This is a genomic window from Pseudoalteromonas sp. Of11M-6 (assembly GCF_022347905.1).
GTDB lineage: Bacteria > Pseudomonadota > Gammaproteobacteria > Enterobacterales > Alteromonadaceae > Pseudoalteromonas.
The window spans coordinates 39,338-63,143 of the sequence record NZ_JAKRFW010000030.1; the positions used below are offsets into that span (position 1 = coordinate 39,338).

General features: G+C 44.0%; 21 protein-coding genes. 7 read left to right on the top strand and 14 right to left on the bottom strand.

Going from position 1 to position 23,806, the window contains the following annotated elements:
• Positions 1 to 57 precede the first annotated feature (57 nt).
• From MHN32_RS14755 to MHN32_RS14770, 4 genes are read right to left on the bottom strand one after another with little or no spacing between them, the layout of a single operon-like run.
• The gene (locus tag MHN32_RS14755; protein WP_239422215.1) at positions 58 to 1,254 is read right to left on the bottom strand and encodes an ABC transporter permease; all 1,197 of its coding nucleotides are present in this window, start codon (positions 1,252 to 1,254) and stop codon (positions 58 to 60) included.
• Positions 1,244 to 2,200 carry an ATP-binding cassette domain-containing protein gene (locus MHN32_RS14760; RefSeq protein WP_239422216.1) on the bottom strand — a complete coding sequence of 319 codons (957 nt, stop codon included), beginning with the start codon at positions 2,198 to 2,200 and terminating at the stop codon, positions 1,244 to 1,246. Before MHN32_RS14760 ends, MHN32_RS14755 begins: the two co-directional genes overlap by 11 nt.
• A gap of 59 nt (positions 2,201 to 2,259) precedes the next feature.
• Positions 2,260 to 5,829: a M1 family aminopeptidase gene (locus MHN32_RS14765; protein WP_239422217.1), complete on the bottom strand. Its 3,570-nt coding sequence runs from the start codon at positions 5,827 to 5,829 to the stop codon at positions 2,260 to 2,262.
• 11 nt (positions 5,830 to 5,840) lie between these two features.
• Positions 5,841 to 6,722 (bottom strand): ABC transporter ATP-binding protein, encoded by an 882-nt coding sequence (locus MHN32_RS14770; protein WP_010606823.1) that lies wholly within the window; start codon positions 6,720 to 6,722, stop codon positions 5,841 to 5,843.
• 151 nt (positions 6,723 to 6,873) lie between these two features.
• Here MHN32_RS14770 and MHN32_RS14775 point away from each other — a divergent pair, with 151 nt between their 5' ends.
• The gene (locus MHN32_RS14775) at positions 6,874 to 7,551 is read left to right on the top strand and encodes a nitroreductase family protein (protein WP_010606824.1); all 678 of its coding nucleotides are present in this window, start codon (positions 6,874 to 6,876) and stop codon (positions 7,549 to 7,551) included.
• 17 nt (positions 7,552 to 7,568) lie between these two features.
• Here the strand turns inward: MHN32_RS14775 and MHN32_RS14780 are convergent, their stop codons facing one another.
• From MHN32_RS14780 to MHN32_RS14790, 3 genes are read right to left on the bottom strand one after another with little or no spacing between them, the layout of a single operon-like run.
• Positions 7,569 to 8,615: an efflux RND transporter periplasmic adaptor subunit gene (locus MHN32_RS14780; RefSeq protein ID WP_174170274.1), complete on the bottom strand. Its 1,047-nt coding sequence runs from the start codon at positions 8,613 to 8,615 to the stop codon at positions 7,569 to 7,571.
• Entirely contained in the window at positions 8,605 to 11,910 is a 3,306-nt protein-coding gene (locus MHN32_RS14785; protein WP_206471197.1) for an efflux RND transporter permease subunit, read from the bottom strand. Before MHN32_RS14785 ends, MHN32_RS14780 begins: the two co-directional genes overlap by 11 nt.
• A 15-nt stretch (positions 11,911 to 11,925) precedes the next feature.
• Positions 11,926 to 12,231 (bottom strand): metalloregulator ArsR/SmtB family transcription factor, encoded by a 306-nt coding sequence (locus tag MHN32_RS14790; RefSeq protein WP_010606827.1) that lies wholly within the window; start codon positions 12,229 to 12,231, stop codon positions 11,926 to 11,928.
• Positions 12,232 to 12,326: 95 nt separating this feature from the next.
• Between MHN32_RS14790 and MHN32_RS14795 the strand changes: the two genes are divergently transcribed.
• The 4 genes from MHN32_RS14795 (at position 12,327) to MHN32_RS14810 (ending at position 13,902) form a co-directional block, all read left to right on the top strand.
• The gene (locus MHN32_RS14795) at positions 12,327 to 12,518 is read left to right on the top strand and encodes a DUF2892 domain-containing protein (protein WP_239422218.1); all 192 of its coding nucleotides are present in this window, start codon (positions 12,327 to 12,329) and stop codon (positions 12,516 to 12,518) included.
• A 37-nt stretch (positions 12,519 to 12,555) separates the two neighbouring features.
• Positions 12,556 to 12,900, top strand: coding sequence for a rhodanese-like domain-containing protein (locus MHN32_RS14800; RefSeq protein ID WP_010606829.1), 345 nt, complete (start codon positions 12,556 to 12,558; stop codon positions 12,898 to 12,900).
• A 242-nt stretch (positions 12,901 to 13,142) separates the two neighbouring features.
• Complete coding sequence (locus MHN32_RS14805) at positions 13,143 to 13,556, top strand: hypothetical protein (RefSeq protein ID WP_239422219.1); 414 nt, start codon at positions 13,143 to 13,145, stop codon at positions 13,554 to 13,556.
• Between the two features lie 19 nt (positions 13,557 to 13,575).
• On the top strand, positions 13,576 to 13,902 hold the full coding sequence (locus MHN32_RS14810; RefSeq protein ID WP_010606831.1) for a helix-turn-helix transcriptional regulator: 327 nt from the start codon (positions 13,576 to 13,578) through the stop codon (positions 13,900 to 13,902).
• Positions 13,903 to 13,971: 69 nt separating this feature from the next.
• Here the strand turns inward: MHN32_RS14810 and MHN32_RS14815 are convergent, their stop codons facing one another.
• Both MHN32_RS14815 and MHN32_RS14820 read right to left on the bottom strand, forming a co-directional pair.
• Positions 13,972 to 14,598, bottom strand: a complete 627-nt coding sequence (locus tag MHN32_RS14815) for an OmpA family protein (RefSeq protein WP_010378204.1) — start codon at positions 14,596 to 14,598, stop codon at positions 13,972 to 13,974.
• A gap of 82 nt (positions 14,599 to 14,680) precedes the next feature.
• Positions 14,681 to 15,472 (bottom strand): transporter substrate-binding domain-containing protein, encoded by a 792-nt coding sequence (locus MHN32_RS14820; RefSeq protein ID WP_227386768.1) that lies wholly within the window; start codon positions 15,470 to 15,472, stop codon positions 14,681 to 14,683.
• A gap of 102 nt (positions 15,473 to 15,574) precedes the next feature.
• Here MHN32_RS14820 and chrA point away from each other — a divergent pair, with 102 nt between their 5' ends.
• Positions 15,575 to 16,705, top strand: coding sequence for a chromate efflux transporter (gene chrA, locus MHN32_RS14825; protein ID WP_174170270.1), 1,131 nt, complete (start codon positions 15,575 to 15,577; stop codon positions 16,703 to 16,705).
• A 24-nt stretch (positions 16,706 to 16,729) separates the two neighbouring features.
• On the opposite strand, the gene MHN32_RS14830 is transcribed toward chrA, so the two are convergent.
• From MHN32_RS14830 to speA, 4 genes are all read right to left on the bottom strand, one after another.
• A complete protein-coding gene (locus tag MHN32_RS14830; protein WP_174170269.1) occupies positions 16,730 to 17,959 on the bottom strand; it encodes a mechanosensitive ion channel domain-containing protein in 1,230 nt (409 codons plus the stop codon).
• Positions 17,956 to 18,876 (bottom strand): acetyltransferase, encoded by a 921-nt coding sequence (locus tag MHN32_RS14835; RefSeq protein WP_239422220.1) that lies wholly within the window; start codon positions 18,874 to 18,876, stop codon positions 17,956 to 17,958. The genes MHN32_RS14830 and MHN32_RS14835 overlap by 4 nt, the downstream gene beginning before the upstream one ends.
• Positions 18,877 to 18,891: 15 nt before the next feature.
• The gene (locus MHN32_RS14840) at positions 18,892 to 19,767 is read right to left on the bottom strand and encodes an acyltransferase (protein WP_045964780.1); all 876 of its coding nucleotides are present in this window, start codon (positions 19,765 to 19,767) and stop codon (positions 18,892 to 18,894) included.
• Positions 19,768 to 19,877: 110 nt separating this feature from the next.
• Positions 19,878 to 21,758: a biosynthetic arginine decarboxylase gene (speA, locus tag MHN32_RS14845; protein WP_239422221.1), complete on the bottom strand. Its 1,881-nt coding sequence runs from the start codon at positions 21,756 to 21,758 to the stop codon at positions 19,878 to 19,880.
• Positions 21,759 to 21,978: 220 nt separating this feature from the next.
• Here speA and speE point away from each other — a divergent pair, with 220 nt between their 5' ends.
• Positions 21,979 to 22,839, top strand: a complete 861-nt coding sequence (gene speE, locus MHN32_RS14850) for a polyamine aminopropyltransferase (RefSeq protein WP_010378188.1) — start codon at positions 21,979 to 21,981, stop codon at positions 22,837 to 22,839.
• A gap of 161 nt (positions 22,840 to 23,000) precedes the next feature.
• Here the strand turns inward: speE and MHN32_RS14855 are convergent, their stop codons facing one another.
• Entirely contained in the window at positions 23,001 to 23,399 is a 399-nt protein-coding gene (locus MHN32_RS14855; protein ID WP_239422222.1) for a hypothetical protein, read from the bottom strand.
• Positions 23,400 to 23,806 lie beyond the last annotated feature (407 nt).

The window sequence follows — 23,806 nt, forward strand, 5'->3', positions numbered from 1 at the left end:
GTTATGGAGCGTACCATAACCAAAGCGTTGAGATAGCAAGTTATCATATAAACGGTATTATTCCGGTTTACAGACCCAGCGCACCATATCCTTAATTGAGGGTTCCTTGCCATACATCACCATGCCCGCTTTAAACAATCGCCCCGCAGCAACACGGATAAGGTAGCAACCAAGTAATGCGCTGACCAACGCACATAACACTTGCCAAATGGGTACTTCAATTAACGCCATTTTTACTGGCATCACCACAAATGCGGTAAGCGGAAAAAGACTCAAAATATCCACAGCAAGGCTGCTTGGACTATCAACAATCATAAACGCGATAACAATTGGCAATATAGGGATCATCATAAATCCTGTCTTGCCACTATGGTTAGGATCGTCAATAGCTGCGGCTATTGCTGCCATAAAGGCTGTTGCCATATAAAGGCCTACTATCGCAAACAGGGTAAACCAAGGCAACATTGCAAAGTCTATCATCGTAAAGTCCAAGGCTTCGTTTTTTACAACGACTTGTATGAAAGCCATCGCCAACAAAAATGAAAATAACGTACTTAACATCGCCTTTAGACAATGGAGCATTTGACCAAATATTTTGCCGTCAATCCAAGTTTGCGCATTCATACAAGAATATAATTGCTCGGTAACACGCTGCTGCTTTTCTCCGGTGATAGACACGAAGATCTGTCCAAATGACGTAAAAATACCGATGAGCATCAATAGCATCACGCCAAATGCTGTCATCGAAGACTGGTTGTGTGCCTCCTTAACCGCATCCTTGGTATATTGATTGGTAACGCTCACAGGTTGCTGTAACAAGGCGAGCTGAGCGGCAGATAAATTAAAACTCTGTGCGAGTTCGTTGCTGTAAAACTGCTTAAGCGCTACCTCAACTTCATTCTGCCAAGACATTTTACCTGTGGTAATCAGTTCAAACTGTAACGCCTCACCCGTTTGGGCTTGAAGTATCAAAATACCGTCAATTTCCTCTTGTTCTAACTGAGTCAGAAGTTCAGCTTTTGAAGCATCAACTCGCTTTAGAAGCAAAGGCTCAGGTAGCTGAGTTAAGTTCATGGCGGATGGTGTTGCGATAACATATTGCTCAGGTTCAAAAAACGAAGTGCTTTGCCAAAAATAGATAAGCAAACCTATCGCCAGCATAATTGCTTTACCGATCAACTCCTGCTTGAGTTTAAAAAAGTACATAAACTCCCATTTGGTCACTTGCAGTATCTGTTGCAGTTTATGAGACATGGGCATTCTCCTGAGATTGCACTTTGCCTTGATGAGACTCGATTGCTTTAAGATAGAGTTGATGCAAGTCCATCGTTTTGGTTTCTATTCCTTGCAAAGTCGTTGATTTAGACAAATCGGCGAGCAGCAAATTAAGCTCTGAGGAGTCACTCAACTCAAACTTAATTCTATTCTGACTTAATTGAGTACACGCAACCTTGTAGTTACCTAAATTGAGCTCTGTGTAGTTCGTTGCCTCACTGAAGCTCACTGTGATGTCGATGCCAACACCAACGTCCTGTTTTATTTCGGCTAACGTGCCATAAAGCACGGCTTGCCCGTGATTCATTAACAGCATTCGATCGGCAAGCTTTTCCACCATCGCCATCTGATGTGCGCTTAAAATAACCGTCATGCCTTGTGCTTTTAACGCTTCTAAAAACACCACCACCTTTTCTTGGTTGATGGGGTCAAGACCAGAGAAAGGCTCATCAAGCAATACAACCTTGGGTTTGTGCAATACTGCCGATATTAACTGTACTTTTTGCTGATTGCCTTTTGACAACGATTTCAACCGCTCATGCGCTCTATCACTTAAGTCAAACTGTGTTAGCCAAGACTCAATCTGTGCTAGCGCTGCGTTTTTCTCAACACCGCGTAGCTTGGCAAAATAGAGCAAATTCTGCTGCACGGTTTTTTCAGCGTAAAGCCCTCTATCTTCTGGGAGATAACCTAAACTTTGATGAGGGATTGATTGATGTGCTTGCCCATCAATATTCACAGCGATTGTGCCGCTATCTGGATAGGTAAATCCAACCAACATTCTCACAAGGGATGATTTACCCGCACCATTGGGGCCCAGTAATGCAAAGATCTCACCTTGTTTAACGCTAAAACTTAGATTGTCTACTGCTTTTACCGAAACATATTGCTTCGACACCCCTGTTACTTGCAATAAATCTGGCATAACTTTCCTTTAAAAACGAATGAGGGCTTTCGAAAAGCCCTCTCCTACCTATATATCCATTAGAGTGACTTGATGTTATCGGCGGTTTTCTTATCAATCAGTTTTACAAACGGATCAACTCCCGCAAATTTCGGTAACTCTGTTACTTTCAACTCAATCTTATTTTCACCCGATGTGATGACGTGCTTTTGTAGATATAACAGCGTTTCGTCACTTTGAATGTTGTTAGGATCGGCAGAGAATAAGGCTATATCAATCTCTTGATTAAGCGGGATTTCTTCTTCGTTACCTTCACCATCTGCATGCTTTTTCGCCGCCTCAACCGTTAAGGTCACCGTATGTAGCTCTCCCGCTTGCGTCGCTTCTTGCACTTCAACACCCGCAAGCTTAAGCTCATACAACGTAATCGCATTGAACTGATCTTCGATAAATACTTGTTCTTGCTCTGAAGCCCCCGCTTTTAAGTAAGTCAAAAAGTCGAGTGTCGTTGGGTAGATATCTGTTCTAAAACGATAGTCATTTAAAAAGCTTCTTAATGCGCTATTGAGTCGCGTTTCTCCAAGTAAATCGTGCAGCGCTAACATCACAACAGAACCTTTATTGTAGTGAATGTACTGCTGACCGACGGTTCTGGATAGCGCCCGCTCTTCATACGGATCAGAACCTCGTCCACTTAAATAGGTGTCTAGTTCATACTTCAAGAATTTACGAAGATTATGCTCGCCGTACTTTTCTTTCATCACCATAATGGCAGAATATTGCGACAACATTTCCGACAGGATATTTGATCCCTCCACATTAGCACCAATTACCTGATGCGCCCACCACTGGTGTGCCAGCTCATGTGACGTCACATAGTAAGGTACATTGATATTGTCAGGGTTACGGGTGTCCGTTAAAAATCCAATATTCTCCGAGTAAGGCACTGTATTGGCAAAACTTTGCGCAAAGTCTCGGTAACGAGGAAACTCAATAATACGCATTTGCTTATGTTGGTAAGGCCCAAACTCTCGAGTGAAATAATCAATTGAGTCTTTAGTCGACTGCAACATAGTGTCGACGTTCCAAGCATGATCTTTATGGTAGTAAACCTCGAGCGCAATGCCTTTGTACTCTTCTCGTTTCACCTCAAGATCCATCGACAAGATGTTATAGAAGTGCAGCATTGGAGCATCCATTTCATAGACATAGGTCGTGCGGCCGTCTTTGCTGAATTTTGATTGCAAATAACCCGGCACCATCGCAACTTGCGATTCATCCGTCGTCACCGTTGCGGCGAATGTGACGAAATTTTCAGCAAACAATGGCTCATGATGATAGTGTGTTTCTTCAATCTTATTGCCACGTTTTAGTGGTTCAAGGCTGCGCTGACGACGCTCACTTTTGTCTTGAATTTGCTTATAGATGTTATAACCAAATGTCGGGAACAAGGTCGCGTTATCAATGAAGGTACCATTGTTCACCAAAGTTTCATCATAGCCTCTATCTACAAAGCCAAGCGTTTGGCGTACGACTGACATCGTAATTACACGCTGCTCACCCGGTGTCATTGGTTGTGAAAGCTCAAGCCAAGCATGCTTAAAGGTTTTATCCTCTTCAGCAAGCGTAGCGCCAGCCATTTCAACTTGCCACTCTAATGTATGATCAGGTTTATTGACCAAGAAGCGAGCAATCTCTTTATCTGAGCGGTTTTCAACCAACAGCTTTACCTGCGCTTCAATACGACGTGTCTTTGGAAATATCTCAGCATTGAGCTGTACGTCTAACGTGACAGGTACAGGGTCATCACGATACTGGGCAAATTGTTGCTCATATAGCTCTGCGATATCTTCAGCTTCATCCTGCGTGATAAACTCATTGACCATTTGCGTGTTGTAGTAGATGTAGCTGCCACTGCCCACGAATATTAAAGCACCACAAGCCAATAATGCTTTACCAGCGTTACCTAACTGATAGCCCATCAGTGAAATGCGTGCTTTCAGCGTTTGTCCTGCACCACGAGGCCAAAGTGCATAGCTTAGTGTCGCTAATATCATGCTAAAACCAAACCAGTACAAATTGTACCAATGTGCTGCACTGAGAAAATGACCATAACCATTAATATCTGAGTACGGCACTGGGGAAGTTTCGCCTAAGTGGTACATATTGTGCTCAAAACCAAAGTTGGTCAGGACTATCGAAATAATGAAATAAACGACATATATTCCCATACCCATATACTTGCTTGGACTCATCACCTGTATCAAAAATGCTAAGGTGGTTTGGAAGGCAAAACCTAACACATATAAATATCCCAAGCGCACAATATACTGGGCAAGATCTATCTGTGTCACACCCGACAATAGTTGATAGCTAATGGTGATCAAGCTACCAAATACACATAGCAGCGTCATCACCGCAACTAAGGCTATGTATTTAGAGCCCCAAAATACCCAGTTTGCAACAGGATAAGAGTCAACAATGTCTCCCATTCGCGAATCACGGTCATGCCATACCAGCTCAGCGCTGTAATACACCAATACAATGACCAATAATTGCCAGAAGCTCCCATGGATAAGCTCCACCATTCTAAAGGTCACTGGCCATACTTCTGTGCCATACCAATTAAATGAGCCAACCAATGCAGGTATTAAGGTTGCCACCGCCAAAATTAATAACACTAAGAATGGGTAGCTTTTAAGCACTTGCTTTACTTCAAAAGTGGTTCTGGTGCAAAAGTGCACCCAACTACTACCTACGCTCGCTTTAAAATCAAAACGATTCAGCAATGCCGACGCTTGGTTACCATCTTCTTTGGCTTTACTCTTAGTTTTTTGTTTTTGCGGTAAATAATGAGAAGTATTTAAGGCTAAAGCACCTAAACTGAGCAGTGCAACTGACATCCAAATGAAGCGGTTATAGAGCAGTTCATCAACTAGGCTAATGACTGACGTATTGCGATCTGCAATGGTCCAATATTCTGATTGCGCCGAAATAGCTGATAGGCCAAACATGTCTAAATACGCAGCAATAGTACGGTATTCAATGTCTGAAAAAATACTATTTGCCACAAGATAAGTCACAAACAAACCCACAGCAACTAAGTACATTGCTATCATGGTTCTAAATTTTTGCGCCACCAGCGCAAATAGGCTCGCCATAAAGAACAGTGAAGGGGCCGCGATGACAAATAGTGGCGTTAGGTAATAGTTGAGTTTATTAGGCCCAATCAGTTCGGTATCTAGCCAACCGACTAAACCACCAATGCCTGAGCCTACCCAGATCCCCACTAAACACATTGAAAATACTAGTAAAGTAACAAGATAAGCGCCGAGAAAACGACCCAATCGGTACTGAGCTAAGTGCAAAGGCTTACTCAAAATAAGCTCACTGAACTTACTTTGATCGTCTCTTATTACCGCACTACCAACAAAGTTAACCACCAAAAAGATGGAAAAAATGGTCATGATGGCAACGGTTTGCAAGATGGCATAGGGCGAGTTTACATTGACGTTACTGCCACCACCAATCTGTACTGAGTCCGAAACTGACGCAAAAAAGGTGAGTAAAAATAGAATCAGAGAAGTCACATAAAAGGAAGGCTGACGGACAAAATACCGTAGCTCAAAACGCATCATTTTAAATAGCATCTGCCTACTCCTTACGCTGCTTGATTATTTCGATGAGTATGCAGAGTAGAAAAATAGACGTCCTCTAAATCGGCTGGTACCGCTTCAAAGCCTTCAGGTGCTTGATCAGCAAATACATTAAGTAAGGTCTGGCCCGCGAATAAGCGCTTAGAAATAACCGGTAAGTTTTGCTCTACTTCTTTCGCTTCTGCAAGTGTGACCGACTTACGCCAGATTTTTCCCTGTAGCTGCTCCGTGAGTGCAATAGGATTACCTTCAAGTAAAATTTGTCCGCTCGCCAATACAGCCATATTCGGACATAGCTCAGACACATCCTCTACAATATGCGTTGATAAGATGACTACTTTACTCTCACCTAAGCCAACGAGTAGATTGTGGAAACGATTACGTTCTTCTGGGTCTAGTCCCGCCGTCGGTTCATCCACAATGAGTAAATCAGGGTCGCCAAGCAGTGCCTGTGCAATACCAAAGCGTTGACGCATACCTCCGGAAAATCCGCTTACCGCATTTTTACGGTGATCATATAAGTTAGTTTGTGCGAGCAATCCGTCAACGGCTTCTTTACGCTCTTTTTTATTATTTAACCCTTTTAGGATTGCCATATGATCCAATAAATCATACGCACTAACGCGTTGGTAAACACCAAAGTCTTGCGGCAGGTAGCCTAAACGTGCACGAAGTGCCTTTGGCTCCTTTAAAACATCTACACCATCGAACTGTATAGTGCCTGCATCTGCCGACTGTAATGTGGCAATCGTGCGCATCAACGAAGATTTACCAGCGCCATTAGGTCCGAGCAAACCAAACATTCCCTTTGGAATAGTCAGGTTTACACCTCTCAAAGCATGAACGCCATTGTCATAGGTTTTTGAAAGTCCTGAGATTTCGAGCATTTTTATTTCCTGTCCGGATTTTTATTATTGTCCTTTTTATAACATTTCCCTAGGTTAGTGACAATTAACATAAACATATCAATTGCAAATAAAAGTAAACACTGAAACACTAAGAAGCATTCTTAGTTTACAACACCCAAGGAAAACTAACATGCAAGATCACGCCAACCACCCATTGACGGATTTTATTGAATACCCTCACGAGGAAATGCTAAGTCGTGCGGAAGCATTCTTGGAGAACAGTAAGAGACGTCATAGTATCCGTGCTTTTAGCGACCGCCCAGTACCGCAAGAAATCATCGAAACTTGTATCAAAGCAGCGGGCACTGCCCCTAGTGGTGCAAATCATCAGCCATGGCATTTCGTGGCGATTGGCAGCGCAGAAAAGAAAAAACAGATCCGAGCTGCAGCCGAAGACCTCGAGCGCTCGTTTTACCAAGGCCGTGCGGGAGATGAGTGGCTGGACGCACTAAAGCCTTTGGGCACAGATGCACAAAAACCCTACTTAGAACATGCACCTTGGCTTATCGCTATTTTTAGTCAGAAAAAAGGTGGGATCCACGCGGAAGACAAAAATACCAACTACTATGTCCATGAATCGGTTGGGATAGCTACTGGGTTTCTTATCCAAGCTCTGCATAATGCAGGACTTGCCACACTGACCCATACACCTAAACCTATGAGCTTTTTAAGCGAATTGTGCGGTAGAGATAAAGATAACGAACGTCCTTATATGTTATTGATTGCGGGTTATCCAAGTGATGATGCAACTATTCCAGAGCACGCAACAGTGAAAAAATCACTCGCCGAAATCGCTTCCTTTATTTAAAAGTTCGGATCAGCTAACTATCGCTGCACAGCTAGCTGATCACCTTCGTTTAGGCCACTAATAACAATCGTTTTATTACCTGTCTCTTCGCCCAACCTGAGGTAGCGTTTGTGAAGCTGGCCAATTTCTATTACCTCAACCATCGCCAATTGACCATACTTGCTGATCATATTAGTTGGAATTTGGATAACCGCCTGCTCGCCAAGCACAAGTTCAACCAGCGCGTACATGCCAGGCACCACTTTTTGCAGCAAAGGCATATCCAGTTTAATAATAAAGCTGCGCGCTTGGCTGTCGGCAATTGGCACCATTTCCGACACTCGCGCGGTTTGGCTTATGTCTAGCGCAGGTATGCGTACCTTAATCTCGCTTCCTAGCTGAATATGCTTAACTTGGCTCTCGCGAATTGGCGCTTCAATCTGCAATTGTAATGGGTTGAATAACGAAATAATGGCGCCACCGGGGCTAACCATGCTGCCCGGCTCTTGTAAGCGCGCCACCACTTTACCCGAAATAGGGGCTGTGATTTGCGTGTAACCCAGCGCGACTTCAGCGCTACGATACGCTTCTTGCAATGCCTTATCTTGCGCTTGTAACTCGTTCACTGTGGCTTGCCACTCATCCACTTGGTTAATCGCGATAAGCCCTTTTTCATTAAGAGATTTATTGCGTACTAACTGCTTAGTTGCTTGCTCTAGCTTGGCTGAATTTGCCGCTTGCTGCGCTGCCACTCTTTGCAGCTCTGCTTTAAGCTCTGCATCATCGAGTGTTGCTATCAGCTGTCCCGCAGTGACTTTATCACCGGCTCTGACGTTAAGCGTTTTAAGCTCCGCCAATAACCGACTGGACACTAACGTATTTTCTTTTGCGACCACACTCGCGGGAACTTGTTCAATCATCGCAATCAGCGACTTTTGTACTGTATAACGTGTTCCTTGATAGGCGGGAAGTTCGGACTTATTGCCCGGAGCTAGCTTATTTTGGAATCCACCAGCGAGCCATACGACCATCAATAATAGGCAAAAAATAGCAAGAACAGGAATAAAGATTTTATTACGAGACATGAGAAGACTCCTGAACTGATGAGGCATTAAGGGGTTGATTAGGTGTCGATGATGATTTGAATACTAAATAGTAAACGATAGGCACGACCAACAGTGAAAATAACGTTGAAGCAATGATCCCAAAGATAATAGCAAGGGCGAGGCCACTAAAAACGGGATCTAAGATAATCACTAAATTGCCTAATAACGTCGTACCTGCTGTAAGTAATACCGGTCGCATTCTTATACTTCCCGCCGCAATCAATGCATCGATAAGTGCCATACCAGCCGCTCGAGACTGATTAATAAACTCCACCAAAATCAGGGAGTTTCTCACCACTATTCCGGCCAGCGCTATCATCCCTATCATCGCGGTCGCTGTAAATAACACGGGCTCAGGCGCACCTGCAACCACACGCTCACCAAACTGGTTGAGTAACCAAAAACCCGGCATAATCCCTATCATAGTGAGGGGAATAGCCGACATAATGATAAGTGATAAGCTACTAGATGCCGTTTGTACCCGCAGGATGATAAATATCGCCACCAGTGCAAACGCAAATGCGATCCCCATATCTCTAAACACATCTATGGTAATGCGCCACTCACCTTCGCCTTTAAAGGTATAATGGGTTCCCTCAAACATTGACCAAGTGACTCCTCCGCCACTGTGTAAAAAGGTGCGAGATGCCCAATTGCTCGGTGTTATCTGTTGGTTTTCATCCGCAACCACATCGGCAATCACCTCAGCTGGCGTGCGGCCATTTAGCTCCGCAAACACATAAATCACCTCTTGTAGGTCTTTTCGAAGGATCACGGGAGCCGTAGGAATAGATGTTAATTCGCCCAGTTCACCAATCGCCACAAGGGGTCTCGCAGCCTGCTCTAAGCCGTATTCTTGAGTGGTTTTAGCCAACTCCTGACGACCACGAACTTGCATCGCTAATACGTTTTGCCATTGATTACGCTGCGCGTAACTCACACCTAACTCGATGGGCACCGTTGCGACCTCACCTTGAGTATATAAAAAGCCTGCTGACATGCCGCTGCTTGCAACCACTAAAGATTGATTAATATCCTCTGTGGCCACACCTGATAACGCAGCCTTTTGTTTATCAACCACAAACCGCTTTAGCCATGTTGGCGAAGCCATTGAGGTGTCAACCTCAACCACATGTGGCTCCTGCCTTAAACGATGTGCTAACCTCTGGGCTGCTTGCTCTTGCGTTTCACGAGCAACAAACGGATCTGCATAAACCTCAGCAACGAGTGTACTTAATACCGGAGGTCCCGGCGGCACTTCCACCACTTTTACTTGCGTCAAAGTTTGGTTAAAAGGCTGAAGCTTTTCACGCAGTCGCATGACGATGGCGTGAGATTGATGTTCGCGTTCACGCTTATCCACCAGTAAGACTCTAAGTTCGGCAAGATGCGTACCACTACGACGATAATAGCCTCGCACCATACCATTAAAATCCATACTGGAAGGCTTGCCGACAAAAGCGGCGATGTCGGTCACTTCAGCTTCTGACCAAACGATTTGCTGTACTTGCCTCGTCATTGCGGCCGTTTGCTCAAGGCTGGTTCCCTCGGGCATATCTATCAATACTTGGATTTCACTTTTATTATCAAACGGCAGCAATTTCAGTGGTACGGCCCTAAAAATAGGGAGGCTCACACTTGCAACAAATAACCCTAACACACCCCATAATAACCATTTGGCTTTGCGGGGGTTTTGTAAAATTGGCAGCATGATTTTGCTGTAGTACGAGTCTTGAGGCGCGACTTCACTTGTTTTTGAATCCGCTTTGAGTAGCTTTTTAGATAGCCAAGGCGTCACTAAAAAAGCCACTAACGTCGAGGCAATGACACTAATGGGGACGTTAAATGCCATGGGTGCCATATATGGGCCCATCATGCCAGTAATAAACGCCAATGGAATAAACGCCATGATGATAGTTAACGTTGACATCAAAAGCGCAGATTTGATCTCGACCATAGCAGCGACAATGTTATGATCTGTGTCAGCCGCCGCGCCGCGATGAATAAAGCGACTAATATTATCAATCCCAGTGATTGGGTCATCGACTAACAATCCCAGCGACAAAATAAGCGCAAACAAGGTGACCCGATTAATGGTGTAACCAAACGCAAAGTCCAACCCAAGTGTAATGCCATAGCAAATTGGCACTGCAAGACCAACAACGATGGCAGGCCGCCAACCTAAAAATACGCCGACAAATATCACAACGGTAAATACCGCAAAGGCCAAGCTAGAGGTAAGACTATTGACTTTGTCATTGGCCGTCTCGCCATAGTTTCTTAGTACTTTTACCGATACCTCAGCGGGAAGGAGCTCCTGTTGTAGCTGGGTCACAAGCGCTAAACTTTGCTCTGCAACCGTTACCGCATTACTTCCCTTTTGCTTCGCCACGCCAATCGTCACTAATGGTGCATCAGCCTGGCTGCCGCTGCTTGCTAACCACTGATAGCTATCGGGCTCACTAGGACCATCAATAACCCGAGCAACTTCTTTTAAAACAATGGCACGACCATTAATTACATTTACCGTGAGCCCTTCAAGTGCCGACTTATTACGAAGGACATCACCTGATTCAAAGGCAATTGTGTTACTGCCTGCCGTCACTTGCCCGACTCGTGTCACTAGATTACTACTTTGGATAGCACCTAAAACATCCATTGGTGTTGTTTGATGTGCGGCAAGCGCAGCTAAGTTCAACTCAACCCTAAGTGCTCTCGTGCGCCCGGTAATAACTGAAACCTCGCTGGTATCTGCAATGCTCTGTAACTGGATAGCTAGCTCTTGTGCAAAACGCGTTAGCGCGTAGTCATCATATAGTTGCGGCTTGGAACTTGTCAGTCCAAGCATAAGAATCGGAACGTCATCGACTTCTATTGGGCGGATCTGCCACTGAGTGACAATTCCCGGCATAGTATGCTGGTTGGCATACAGCTTAGTGTAGGTGTTGAGAATGGCTTTCTCTCTGTCTTCACCCACATGAAATCTTAAAGTAACAACCGTGCCGCCGGTTTGGGTCGTAGAATAGACGTGTTCAACGCCCGGAATTTGCAGCAGTAACTTTTCAAGTGGAGTGGTGACCAATCGTGCCACTTCTGGTGAGGCAGTATTTGGTACCGACACATGAATATCCAGCATAGGCACCACTATTTGTGGTTCTTCCTCTCGTGGTGTCATTTGCAATGCAAATAATCCAAGTACCACAGCGCACAAGAAGATAATCGTTGGCAAGCTGCCTTGTAGAGCATACCGAATGACACCATCTAACTTTTGCATCTCAGTCGTTCCTAGTTACTCTGCACTTGAGGCGCAGAACAGCTGATATAAACTCTCGAGTAGTACAGCGACTCGGCTATCTTTAACCTGATAATAAATCGTCGCTCCCTCACGCCTAGTCGCCACGATTTGTGCCTTTCTCATGCTAGCTAAATGTTGTGATAAGGCAGACTGCGCTAACGGCACCATTTCGTTAAGCTGGCTAACACTGAGCTCTTGCTTTTGCAATGCACACAAAATCATCAAGCGATTTTTATTCGCCATAAGCTTTAACAAGGCTTCTGCCTGTTCGGCATTTTGCGCCATTTGCTGAAGATCCATGTTGACTCCCAAAAAATAAATGCGCTTAAAGTATAGACACAAACATTAGCAATGTCTAATATTAGAAACACCTAATATTAAAGATGACACTCATTATGACCTTACATCCTCTACTTAGATTAATCGCTGGTGTTATGTTTGCCATTTCTTTACTGCTCACACATTTTGTCAACCCACATTGGGTTTGGTTTAGTGTGTTTATTTGTGTCAATTTAGTGCAGTCTGCTTTTACAAACTGGTGCCCTATGATCGCTATATTGAAGAAACTTGGCATTCAGGAAAGGTGAGTCATAATGAAACCGATAACCCAATAAGGAGCTATATATGCTGATATCTGCCCAAGATGTATTAAAGACAGTCAAGCCTAATCAACGCTGCATTGACGCGGTACAAGCAAAATCAGAGATTGCACAAAACAATGGTCTGGTTATCGACGTGAGAGAGCCGGCTGAACACAGTCAAAAGGCAGCCAACGGCACGGTAAATATCCCAAGAGGATTGCTAGAATTTAAGCTTCCAGAGCTGGAAAAAGACGCAGACAGACCAATTTATTTACACTGTGCCGCTGGTGGCCGTGCTATTTTTGCCGCAGAGCAACTAACTCGTATCGGTTACACCAATGTCAGCGTAATTACCTGCAAAGCTGAAGTGGTGTGTGACACGCTTTAAGCACATTATGACCTTCTTTTTATTGAGGCACTGAGTCACAAAACTTTATTAGGCTCAGTGCTTTTTCTGACTTCCATTTCTTACCCAGCCTTAACATTCGCTATAAAAGTATTTAAATCATTAAGTTAATTAATTTTATAAATCTATTGTCATATGACAGTTTGAGCACTGACGTAAGCTTGTCGGCGTGTTTTAATGGAGCAACAGGCACAGTGGAGACAACAACTTAACGGGAGTTCAATATGTCTGACTTAAAAAAGCTAGAAAGAGCCACCTACAAAGTGTATTTCCAAGATGGAGATCATCAAATTACGTGTTGTGCAAATGCATTAAATTGCACTCAATATGTTTTCGTCGACGATGTTTGCGTTTCTCAAAAACGCCACTTACTCGGTGATAGTACCCATAAATTTACTTATGCAGATCAAGCCTATGAAGCTAGATTTTGTTTAATTAACGGGTTTACTTTTGAAACTGAGTGCCTACTACTCAAAGGAAAAAAAATACTTGGTCGCCAGTCAAGTCCCCCTCTGAACGATCAACTGACCTTAGCCAAGGTCATATTCACTTTTATGGGCTACGGCCTAGTTGCAGGTTTTTGTATATTTACTCTCACGTACTACTTGGGACGCTGGTACGGCAGCACCGTACTTTAAGTTCGTCAAGGAGGAAATAATGCAAATAAATAATAATACAGTAAAGCTGTTGCGAACCGAAAAGAGTTGGACTCAGCAACATTTAGCAGATGCCTCTGGAGTAAGTCTACGCACAATTCAACGCGTCGAGAGCGACGGGACAGCAAGTAAAGAGACTGTAATGAGTTTGTGTGCGGTGTTTGAAATCTCCCAATCCAAGCTTATTGACTTGGCCGACATGCTCCATAATAAAGAAAACAAAGAAGAAAAAACAGTGAGTTATCATTTATTCTTGTTTACTGCAATCCTATCCCTAAGCGTTGGGGGCGTTATCGGCGCAGGCCTGATTTATCTGATAATTCGATAAATACCTTATTCTTATAGCAGCCGAAATCCATAAAAAGGAGTGCTCAAACATAGCACTCCTTGATTTTTCTTACGCGCGGTTTGGAATAATTTTAATTTCGACTCGGCGATTTTGTGCCTTACCTTGCTCGGTGCTATTGCTCGCGATTGGCTGAGACTCACCCATGCCCTCTGCGTACAAACGCGCAGGTAGTACTTGCTGTGATAATAAATACTGCTTTACGCTATTTGCGCGCTGTTCAGACAAAGTCTGATTGAAGCTCGCTGAACCAGTAGAATCTGTATGTCCGACAATCGTTAAGAATGTCTTATCGTACTGCTGCATCACGCGTGCAATACCTTGAAGTGTATTGTAAAAACCAGGGCTGATAGCTGACTTACCTGTCGCAAAGGTTATGTTTGATGGCAACACTAAGCGCATTTGATCGCCTTCACGAACAACCTCAACACCCGTACCAGCAAGCTCTTGGTTAAAAGCGGCTTCCTGCTTGTCCATATAGTTACCAATCGCGGCACCTGCAATTGCCCCAACCGCAGCACCAATGGCAAGACGCTTATCTTTGTGGTTACCAGTAGCTTTACCTAGCACCGCACCAGTCGCAGCACCAATCGCCGCTCCCTTACCTGTGTTATTCATTTCACATCCAGACAAAGCAACCACAACAGCTGCACCAATTAACATATTTCTTGCAATCATCTTCCCACCTGAGTTCGTTTCAACTTGATTGTCTATATTGTTGCAATAAACAATTAACTCTGGCTGAAGCTTTACTGGTTTTTTAAGGATGAGCAGGGACTAAGTCGCTTATATGCTCAGAAACTGGTGGCAGTTTATATTTTGCAACCACAGCATCAAGCTGCTTTTTTTCAGCCAATTGCTTCATCGTTAAACGAATGGTTTGCGCAAGCTCGGTGCCGCTGAAGCGTTTGCTCATCGCCATATGACCATAAATCGGCTGAGCGTGGTGATAGGAGACTTTTTTTAACTTTTCAATGGGCTGACCAAGCACTTCCATCGCCACCTCCGCGGTGTCTTCCACTGCGATCACAAGGTCAACACGTCCTTTAAGCAATAAATCAAACGCCACTTGCTCACTAAACACAGGGACTTTATTGAGTTGACGGTCCTCATCAAAGCGAGGGTAAAAAACGCCGCCACGCGTCACCGCAATCCGCTTGGTATAAAGATCCGTATATTGTTCCACCCGAATATCGCTGTCTTGCTTAGCATAGAACACAAACGAAGATGTCAGCGCCATGTAGGCGGGTTCGACAAAGTCGATTAACTTTTCTCGTTGAGGCGTACGGATCAAGCCACCCATGACGTCTACTTCACCTTGCGCTATCATCCGCATACAGCGTGAGAAAGGACAGGGAACGGCATTTATTTGATAATCAACACCAGCTTGAGCCTGTACCGTTGCCAATATATCTAAGACTAAACCTTGCACTTCACCATTGTCTTCAATAATGCTATACGGTGGCGCGTGATCAACAGCGACATTGATTTGCTGAGCAAAACAAGAGAAGTTCGCCAACAAAAAAAGTAAACAGGGCGATAAAAAAGTCATTCGCATAATACTTATCCAACTGAGGCGCACCAGCACCAAAAGTCATAAATATGTCATATAAAAATGTGAGGATACAAGGTTAACAATATCACAAGGTACACTATGTTTCTGAAAATATTTTATCAGTTTTTGTTATTAGGATGTACGAGCTTTGGGGGACCTGCAGCCCACCTTGGGTTCTTTAAAAAACACTTTGTCGATAACTTAAAATGGCTGAGTAACGAGCGCTATGCCAGTATGATCAGCCTGTCACAAATACTGCCAGGACCGGGGTCCAGCCAAGTCGGATTCGCGATTGGTTTAGAAAAAGCTGGAATACTAGGAGGGATCGCCGCCTTTTTAGGATTTACGCTACCGTCTTTTTTGCTCATGATCATGCTGGCATTAACCGCTGAGCAGCTTTCGGGCACTGCGTTGAATGTCATTGATGGGTTGAAGTTGTTTGCTGTTGTTATCGTTGCCGATGCGGTACTGAGTATGGCGAAAAGCTTTTGTCAAACCACAGCACTCAAATTCGTCGCATTTTTCGCCACATTCACACTGTTGATGCTGCCGAACTTAAGCGCACAATTGGGTGTGCTTATGACGCTTGTCATCGCGGGTTGCTTTTACTCATTCAGCAATGCGCCAAGTAAACCGAGTCAATCAAAAAGCCAAATTAACTGGTCTGTATTTGCACTCTTTATTGGCCTATTTGCGTTAACCTTTGCCATGCTACCAAATCAACTATTTGCCGAGTTTTATCAGGCAGGTGCTTTGGTTTTTGGTGGTGGTCACGTCGTGCTGCCGCTGCTACAAACCAGTGTCGAGGGGGTCGCGCAAGAAACCTTCTTAACGGCTTATGCTGCCGCGCAAGCCATTCCTGGGCCGATGTTTACCATCGCAAGCTTTTTAGGCGCCGTTGTCGACAATACCCATCCCATTTTGGGCGCAGCGATTGCGACGCTCGCTATTTTCTTGCCGGGCCTACTGTTAATGTGGGCGTTTAACCAACAGTGGCAATCACTTATTGCATTGCCACGGTTTGCAAGTATTAGCGCGGCCTTAAATGCCGGTGTTGTGGGAATTGTAGCCGCTGCGTTTTATCAACCAATTTGGCTTTCTGCGGTGCATAGCTTGCTCGATATCACCGCGGTGGTATTAGGCTTTGCAGCACTAAAATGGCTAAAGCCCGCGATATGGCAGTTGCTTATTGCCTTTATGGTGTTTGGGGTTATCGCAGGAAGTGTGTAGGCCACGCTTGAGTGGCCTTGATGATTATTCTGAAGTTGCGTCTGGTTTGCTACCGGCGCGCACTTTCACGCGGTGTGCGCCAAAGTAATCACTCACGCTTTGATATGGACGTAACCCAAATGCTGGCATTACGCTTAGCATGTAGTCCAAAATATCGGCTTGTAGGTGCTCGTAAAACACCCAGCGTTTATCGCGACTAAAACAGTAAAACTCTAGAGGCAAGCCATGTTGTGTGGGTGCAAGTTCCCTGACCATACATAAACAATCTTGATTGATGGCATCATGCTGCTTCAAGTAGGCCTCTGCATAGCGTCTAAATAAGCCTAAATTGGTGATATCGCTTGGTACATCTTCAAGTTTTTCCAGTAGTGGATATTGCTCGGTTAGCGACGCTCGCTTTTGCTCTGGCAACGGCTCAATGCTAGTAAAATCAATATGGATGGCGCGTTTGATGCGGCGTCCTGCTGACTCTTGCATGGCACGCCAGTTTTTAAATGAATCAGAGATCAACATATAAGTTGGTATGGTGGTGACGGTGTTATCCCAGTTACGTACCCTAACGGTATTTAACCCCAGATCTATCACCTCGCCGTCTGCACCAAATGCGTCAACTTGGATCCAGTCGCCAGTGGTTACCAGTCGGTTGGCCGCTATTTGAATACTCGCAACCAATCCCAAAATCGTATCTTTAAATACCAAAATAATGACTGCCGCGATAGCACCAAAACCGGAAAGAATATAGGTCGGTGATTTATCCACCAAGATACTGACCACCAATATAGAACAAACTATAAATATCAGTAACTTAATTACTTGAATAATCCCTTGGATCGGCACTTCTTTGGCGAATGGAAAGAGGTTATAAACGCCATTCCCTAAATTGACTAAACTGCTAAATAAAAACCCTGATGCCACCACCAACATAACGTACACCAGTGTTTCCATCACGACAAACACCCAAGCTGGCGCGACAAATAGACGCTCGTGGTAGGCGGAAAAAACCAGTAAACACAATACAAAGGCAAAGCGGCCGCTAAATTTACTTAACTGAGGGGCAAGGTGACCAATTTTACGCGGTGAAATATGGCGCGCGAGGTTTTCTACATTGGGTAGCACTAAACGGCGGATCACCCAATATAAAAACAATAATCCAACCACCGCGACACCATTGGTAAATAAAGCACTGATCACAGTGCCCTGCGGTAACTCTTTTAACCACGGTTGAACGACATCATGAAGGTGATCAAACTTCATAGCTGTTTTAGCTCCTCATTGAGCGTGTCATTTGGCTCAGTCGAATGCAGCCAATGCGCTTCGAGTTGGCAATCTTTGCGTTGCCAAATTTCATTCATAAAAGATTGAAACTGTACACGATAGGCTTTATCGGCTTGATAGTTGCCAAGTGGCACTTTTTCCATCGCGATGTAGTCTATTTTTACATCAATTGCATCCAAGCGTCCAAGCGTAAATGCACGGCAAATATGCTCCCCCTCTAACTCATAAGCCAAAGTCGCGTTGAGCATGCCATCAAGTTGCTCAGATAACACTTCAAGGGCAAACGCTACACCACCCGCCTTTGGTTTGAGCAGATGCTTAAACGGACTATTTTGATGCATATGTTTGGCTTTAGTATGACGAGTACCTTCCACAAAATTAATTACCGTTGTGGGATGATCACGAAAATTGCGACAACTGGCTTTGGTACGCTCTACATCCATCCCTTTAAGCTTAGGGTTTTTGGCGATCTGCGCTTTACTCGCACGTTTCATAAATGGCATGCCCATAGCCCATGCACCAGTACCAATGAAAGGCACGTACTTTAATTCATCTTTTAAGAAAAATTTAGGTGCAGGTAGTACCTCCATGGCACTAAGCACAACGATATCAAGCCAGCTAAGATGATTGGAAATTAATAAATACCACCCTTGAGCGTGTAACTCTTTTGGCAAGGTCACTTGGATTTTGTCGCACGCGATGCGCAAACCAAGGTAATTGCCTTTGCACCACATACCGTAAAAAAAGTGCAGTGCTGTAGAGATAAACTTAACTGGCACAAGCAATTTTATGATGCCAAACAATAGCACCAATAAACCACACACAAAGGTATTCACCAGCAGCCACACACTGGCCGATAGCCCGAGAAACCACTTAGGTAGTATTTGTTTTAACATCACAACATCCTTCTACTACTTTTTATCGGCAAGCTCCACAAGTTGTGCATCTTTGGCTTGCCACAAGGCGTTTAATTCGGATTGGAAACGCACTCTAAATTCGGGATCATTCGTGTAGTCGCCGACCAAGTTTGCACTGACCGGCATTACTTCCACCTGAACATCTACTGACTTCACGTTACCAGCGATAAAGTCTGCAAAAGTTGGTACACCACCGGGATAATGAATGGTGACATTCACCACTTTGCTGATTTGCTCACCCATGGCCTGCATCACAAATGCGATGCCTCCCGCTTTTGGTTTAAGCAGGTGTGTGAATGGGCTTTTCTGCTTACTATGCTTGGATTCGGTGTAACGCGTACCCTCAACGAAGTTTACAATACTCACTGGCATTGTTTTAAACTTTTCGCATGCTTTTCGCGTCGTTTCTATGTCTTTACCACGCAATTTAGGGTTTTTCTTTAATTGCGACTTGCTGGTTCGCGTCATAAAAGGAAAATCGAGCGCCCACCAAGCAAGACCTAGCACGGGTACGTAAAGCAGCTCTTTTTTCAAAAAGAAATTCAAAAACGGGATTTTGCCATGAAGCACTCGCTGCAACACTAAGATATCCACCCAACTTTGGTGATTGGCAATAACCAAGTACCAGTCTTTACGTTTTAGCTCATCCAATCCGCTAACATTGAGCGTATACGGCGCAATGAGGTTTTGGCTCACTGAATTACACGCGACCCAGTTACTTGCGCACGCTTTAGCAATATAGCTCATGGCTTTTTGCAATGGTGGGATGGGCAGGAGCTTAATCAAGCCACAAATAAAGATCGGTATAAACCAAAATATAGTGTTAACGGCGTACAGCAAGATGCTGATCACTTTACGAATAAACGACATTCATTCCCTCATCGTGTTTTACGGCAGAGCTGTATCATACCTTGAAAATCACACACAATTAAGCCGACCAGTTGGTCGGCTATAATTTATTCCATTTCACTATTTGAAAATCAATCTTCGAAGTAAGTATAACCTTCAAGTCCGGCGTTTAATTCTTGTAGATACTGAGCTTTAATTGACTCTGGCAACGACAAGGCCGCGACCTGCTGTGCGTAATTCTCAGATAGCACCGCTTTGTCATAATGAACAAAGCGCAGTACATCTTCAACACTGTCGCCCTTGATTGCATTAGTGAGTTTATAACCCTCATCACAAAGCTCAACGTGTACTGAGTCTGTGTCACCAAATAAGTTATGTAAATCACCCAATATTTCTTGATAGGCTCCCACCAAGAACATCGCAACGTGATATTGCTCTCCCGGCACATACTCAGGAATGGGTAAACTTGATTCGATACCCGCGCCCTCAACATAACTGTTGATTTGACCATCAGAATCACAGGTAATGTCCTGAATAATCGCTCTTTGCGTCAACGGCTGATTGAGCTTGTCGATAGGCATCACCGGAAATAGCTGGTCAATACCCCACACATCCGGCAGTGATTGGAACAACGAGAAGTTCACAAACAGTTTATCTGCCAGCTTTTCATTGAGGTCGTCTAGTACTTCTCGGTGTGCTCTCGCATTCTCATTTAAGCACTCACGCACTTTATGAAGTGTCGTGAAGTAAAGCTGTTCAAGCTGCGCCCACTCTTGCATGCTGATCAAACCATGCACGTATTGGTCGTGTGCATCGCTGAACAAGTGCATAGCGTCATGATAAGTTTCTAAGGCCATGCGAGGGGTTAATTGTGACAACGAATGCCATAACTCTTGCAACACCAATGGGCTGGTATCTTGTGGTTGCACCGGTTCGACTTGATTCGGCGCTTTTTCTACGTCGATCACATCCGTGATAAGCATCGCGTGATGGGCAGTTAATGCTCGGCCAGATTCAGTAATAATATCCGGGTGCGGAATGCTATTGAGCTCCGCTATATCATGAAAAGCATGCACCACATTCTTCGCGTATTCCGCCACTGTATAATTCATTGAACATGAACTACGAGAACCTGAGCCTTCGTAGTCCACTCCGAGGCCACCGCCAACATCTACGATACGCAGCGGAACACCTAGTTGGTATAGCTCAGCATAGTGACGCGCACACTCTTTAAGCGCACGTTGAATATCACGAATATTGGCAACTTGCGAGCCGATATGGAAGTGTACCAACTGCATTAAGTGCAACCGATTATGCGACTTAAGTAGCTCAACCGCTTGCAGCACTTGGCTAGCAGTAAGACCAAACTTGCCTTTTTCACCACCGGTATTTTGCCACTTGCCCTTACCAACTGAATTAAGACGAATACGAATACCAATCGACGGTTCAATGCCTAAATCGTCGATTTCCTGTAATAAGGTATCCAGTTCAGAGAGCTTTTCAACGACTATGTTTACTTGATGGCCCATCGCTTGACCAATACAAGCTAAGCGCAAGAACTCACTGTCTTTGTAGCCGTTACAGACAATGGTAATAGGTTGATGTGCCACACCCAAAATTGCCATCAGCTCAGGCTTAGAACCGGCTTCAAGACCAACAAGACCGCTTGGATGAGCCAATAACTTACTGACAACCGAGCGCTGCTGATTCACTTTTATTGGGTAAACACAGGTGTACTGGCCTTGGTAATCACGTTGAGTTCGTGCGGCAGTAAATGCTTGAGTCAAGGTATCGACACGATGTTTTAAAATGTCGGTAAAACGTACCAAAACCGGCAAAGTTAGCCCCTGCGCTTTAAATTGCTCAGTTAACTCTGAAAGAAGAATTGGTGGCTTAGTGCGATCACCATCAGGAAACGCCACTAACTGACCCTGTTCATTGATATCAAAATAGCCGTCACTCCAGTGAGTAACGTTATAGATAGAACGTGCTGTTTGCAGACCCCAAGTCATTGCTGCTCTCAATTAATTCTTTATAAAGCTTCATTCTAATACGCGAGGCAAGTCAATGCGACCTAAAGTTGCGTTTTCATTAGCTTACAAACCTTATAAATCGGCCATGGTTGATTAGAACTAATATGAGGCAAAGTACAAAATGTTGACTAAAATTGATTGAGCAAAGGCGCAAGCACTGGCAGAATTGCCTTAATTTTTATCAAGTGTGAACACAATCATGGCAAACTTAGAAGCAAACCGTTGGTTTACAGAAATTAGCGACCGCGATGGCAGCGCTTTTTCACTTAGAGTCAACAAAAAATTAGACGAAATCCAATCACCATTTCAAAAAGTAGAAATGTTTGAAACGACGGATTTTGGAAACCTGATGATCATTGACGGTTGCACTATGGTGAGCACGCGTGAAAACTTTTTCTATCACGAAATGATGAGTCACCCGGCGCTATTCTCACACCCTGCACCTAAAAATGTTGTGATCATTGGCGGTGGCGACTGTGGCACATTGCGTGAAGTACTAAAGCACCCAGGCGTTGAAAAAGTAACGCAGATTGATATCGACGAAGTTGTGACGCAAATGTCTTTGAAATACTTCCCTGAGCTTTGTGAGTCTAATAACGATCCTCGTGCAACTGTGATGTTTGATGATGGCATCAAATATATGCGTGAAGCCGAAGCAGAGTCTATCGACGTTATCATCGTTGATGGCACTGATCCTGTTGGCCCAGGTGAAGGTTTATTCAACCACGCATTCTACAAGAGCTGTTTAGCAGCGCTTCGCACTGGTGGTATCATGATCCAGCAAAGTGAATCACCTCTGATGCACATGCCATTGCTACTAGAAATGCGCGATGCAATGTTGGAAGTAGGCTTTGTTGATCTGCAAACCCTGCCTTTCCCACAGCCAATCTACCCAAGCGGCCTGTGGTCAGCAACAATGGCGCGTAAAGATCAAAAGTTTGCCGGATTCCGCGAACAAGACGTTGATAACGCAACATTTGATACTGAGTACTACAACACAGGTATTCATAAAGGTGCATTAGCAACACCTAACTTTATGAAGCGTGCTTTCGAAAAGTAGACCGAATCAAAACATAAACTTAATTGTTAAAGTGTAGTAGCTCATATCTGCTCCTACAGCCTTGATGATTAGGTTAATATTTCACCTGGCCGGCAGTTATGAGCGAACAGCAGATGTTCGCTCTAGTTCATTTTTGGACAAATTCGAGTTAAACTTGAAGATTATGTGAATTCTTTAATTCGATCTCGAATAGCCTCTATAAATTGGGGGCTAGGTTCAAAGTCCAATTTTTCTAAACTCTGTGATAAAACGTCGTAACATTTCTTAGACAAGCGAATTTTTCCAAGAGCAACACCAAATACGATATCTAAGGCCGCTTCACCCTTAACATTTTTGTAGTGCTTTATTAGTCGAAGAACAATATCAGTAAATTGCTTACTTAGAGTTTCATCTGATGAGTAATCAACTTCAGAATCTAGGGCGCATCTCCATAAACAACTTTGAATTAAAGGGTCATTGAACCTGACAAAGTTTTCGGGTGCAAGAACTGATAATTGGTTCAAAGTACATAACAATCTATCTTCATAAGGCAGCGACTCATCTTCCCTTGCAGTTTGCAAGATATTTGATACTGCAAAATATACCGACTCTGGATCTACACTATCGTAATCAAAGCCCCAAAAAGCAAAATGCCTAGAAAAAACTAATGATTCTTCGTAGTCACGGCTGTTTATGCCTATATGACCACCAAGTCCATCAGATGTATTACTTAACTTTGATTTTCTAAATTCAATAAAGTCATCTGTATCTTCAAATCGATCAAAGAATTCAGACTCTAACTCCCACGAAGTTGGAGAACTCCTATATGGAATATTTAATTCATACTTCGTAAATATCTTATATTTATTAAGGTCAGGTCCATAAAGTAATTGTCACCTTCCCATAAAATGAGACATGCATAATTGGAGTTTTCTGCAATCATTAAAGCAGGAGACTAACTATGAAAAAATCACGTTTTACCGAATCA

Bases quoted from the DNA above. Each gene is read 5' to 3' on its own strand.
- MHN32_RS14755 (WP_239422215.1), bottom strand. From the start codon at position 1,254: ATGTCTCATAAACTGCAACAGATACTGCAAGTGACCAAATGGGAGTTT.
- MHN32_RS14760 (WP_239422216.1), bottom strand. From the start codon at position 2,200: ATGCCAGATTTATTGCAAGTAACAGGGGTGTCGAAGCAATATGTTTCG.
- MHN32_RS14765 (WP_239422217.1), bottom strand. From the start codon at position 5,829: ATGCTATTTAAAATGATGCGTTTTGAGCTACGGTATTTTGTCCGTCAG.
- MHN32_RS14770 (WP_010606823.1), bottom strand. From the start codon at position 6,722: ATGCTCGAAATCTCAGGACTTTCAAAAACCTATGACAATGGCGTTCAT.
- MHN32_RS14775 (WP_010606824.1), top strand. From the start codon at position 6,874: ATGCAAGATCACGCCAACCACCCATTGACGGATTTTATTGAATACCCT.
- MHN32_RS14780 (WP_174170274.1), bottom strand. From the start codon at position 8,615: ATGTCTCGTAATAAAATCTTTATTCCTGTTCTTGCTATTTTTTGCCTA.
- MHN32_RS14785 (WP_206471197.1), bottom strand. From the start codon at position 11,910: ATGCAAAAGTTAGATGGTGTCATTCGGTATGCTCTACAAGGCAGCTTG.
- MHN32_RS14790 (WP_010606827.1), bottom strand. From the start codon at position 12,231: ATGGATCTTCAGCAAATGGCGCAAAATGCCGAACAGGCAGAAGCCTTG.
- MHN32_RS14795 (WP_239422218.1), top strand. From the start codon at position 12,327: ATGACCTTACATCCTCTACTTAGATTAATCGCTGGTGTTATGTTTGCC.
- MHN32_RS14800 (WP_010606829.1), top strand. From the start codon at position 12,556: ATGCTGATATCTGCCCAAGATGTATTAAAGACAGTCAAGCCTAATCAA.
- MHN32_RS14805 (WP_239422219.1), top strand. From the start codon at position 13,143: ATGTCTGACTTAAAAAAGCTAGAAAGAGCCACCTACAAAGTGTATTTC.
- MHN32_RS14810 (WP_010606831.1), top strand. From the start codon at position 13,576: ATGCAAATAAATAATAATACAGTAAAGCTGTTGCGAACCGAAAAGAGT.
- MHN32_RS14815 (WP_010378204.1), bottom strand. From the start codon at position 14,598: ATGATTGCAAGAAATATGTTAATTGGTGCAGCTGTTGTGGTTGCTTTG.
- MHN32_RS14820 (WP_227386768.1), bottom strand. From the start codon at position 15,472: ATGACTTTTTTATCGCCCTGTTTACTTTTTTTGTTGGCGAACTTCTCT.
- chrA (WP_174170270.1), top strand. From the start codon at position 15,575: ATGTTTCTGAAAATATTTTATCAGTTTTTGTTATTAGGATGTACGAGC.
- MHN32_RS14830 (WP_174170269.1), bottom strand. From the start codon at position 17,959: ATGAAGTTTGATCACCTTCATGATGTCGTTCAACCGTGGTTAAAAGAG.
- MHN32_RS14835 (WP_239422220.1), bottom strand. From the start codon at position 18,876: ATGTTAAAACAAATACTACCTAAGTGGTTTCTCGGGCTATCGGCCAGT.
- MHN32_RS14840 (WP_045964780.1), bottom strand. From the start codon at position 19,767: ATGTCGTTTATTCGTAAAGTGATCAGCATCTTGCTGTACGCCGTTAAC.
- speA (WP_239422221.1), bottom strand. From the start codon at position 21,758: ATGACTTGGGGTCTGCAAACAGCACGTTCTATCTATAACGTTACTCAC.
- speE (WP_010378188.1), top strand. From the start codon at position 21,979: ATGGCAAACTTAGAAGCAAACCGTTGGTTTACAGAAATTAGCGACCGC.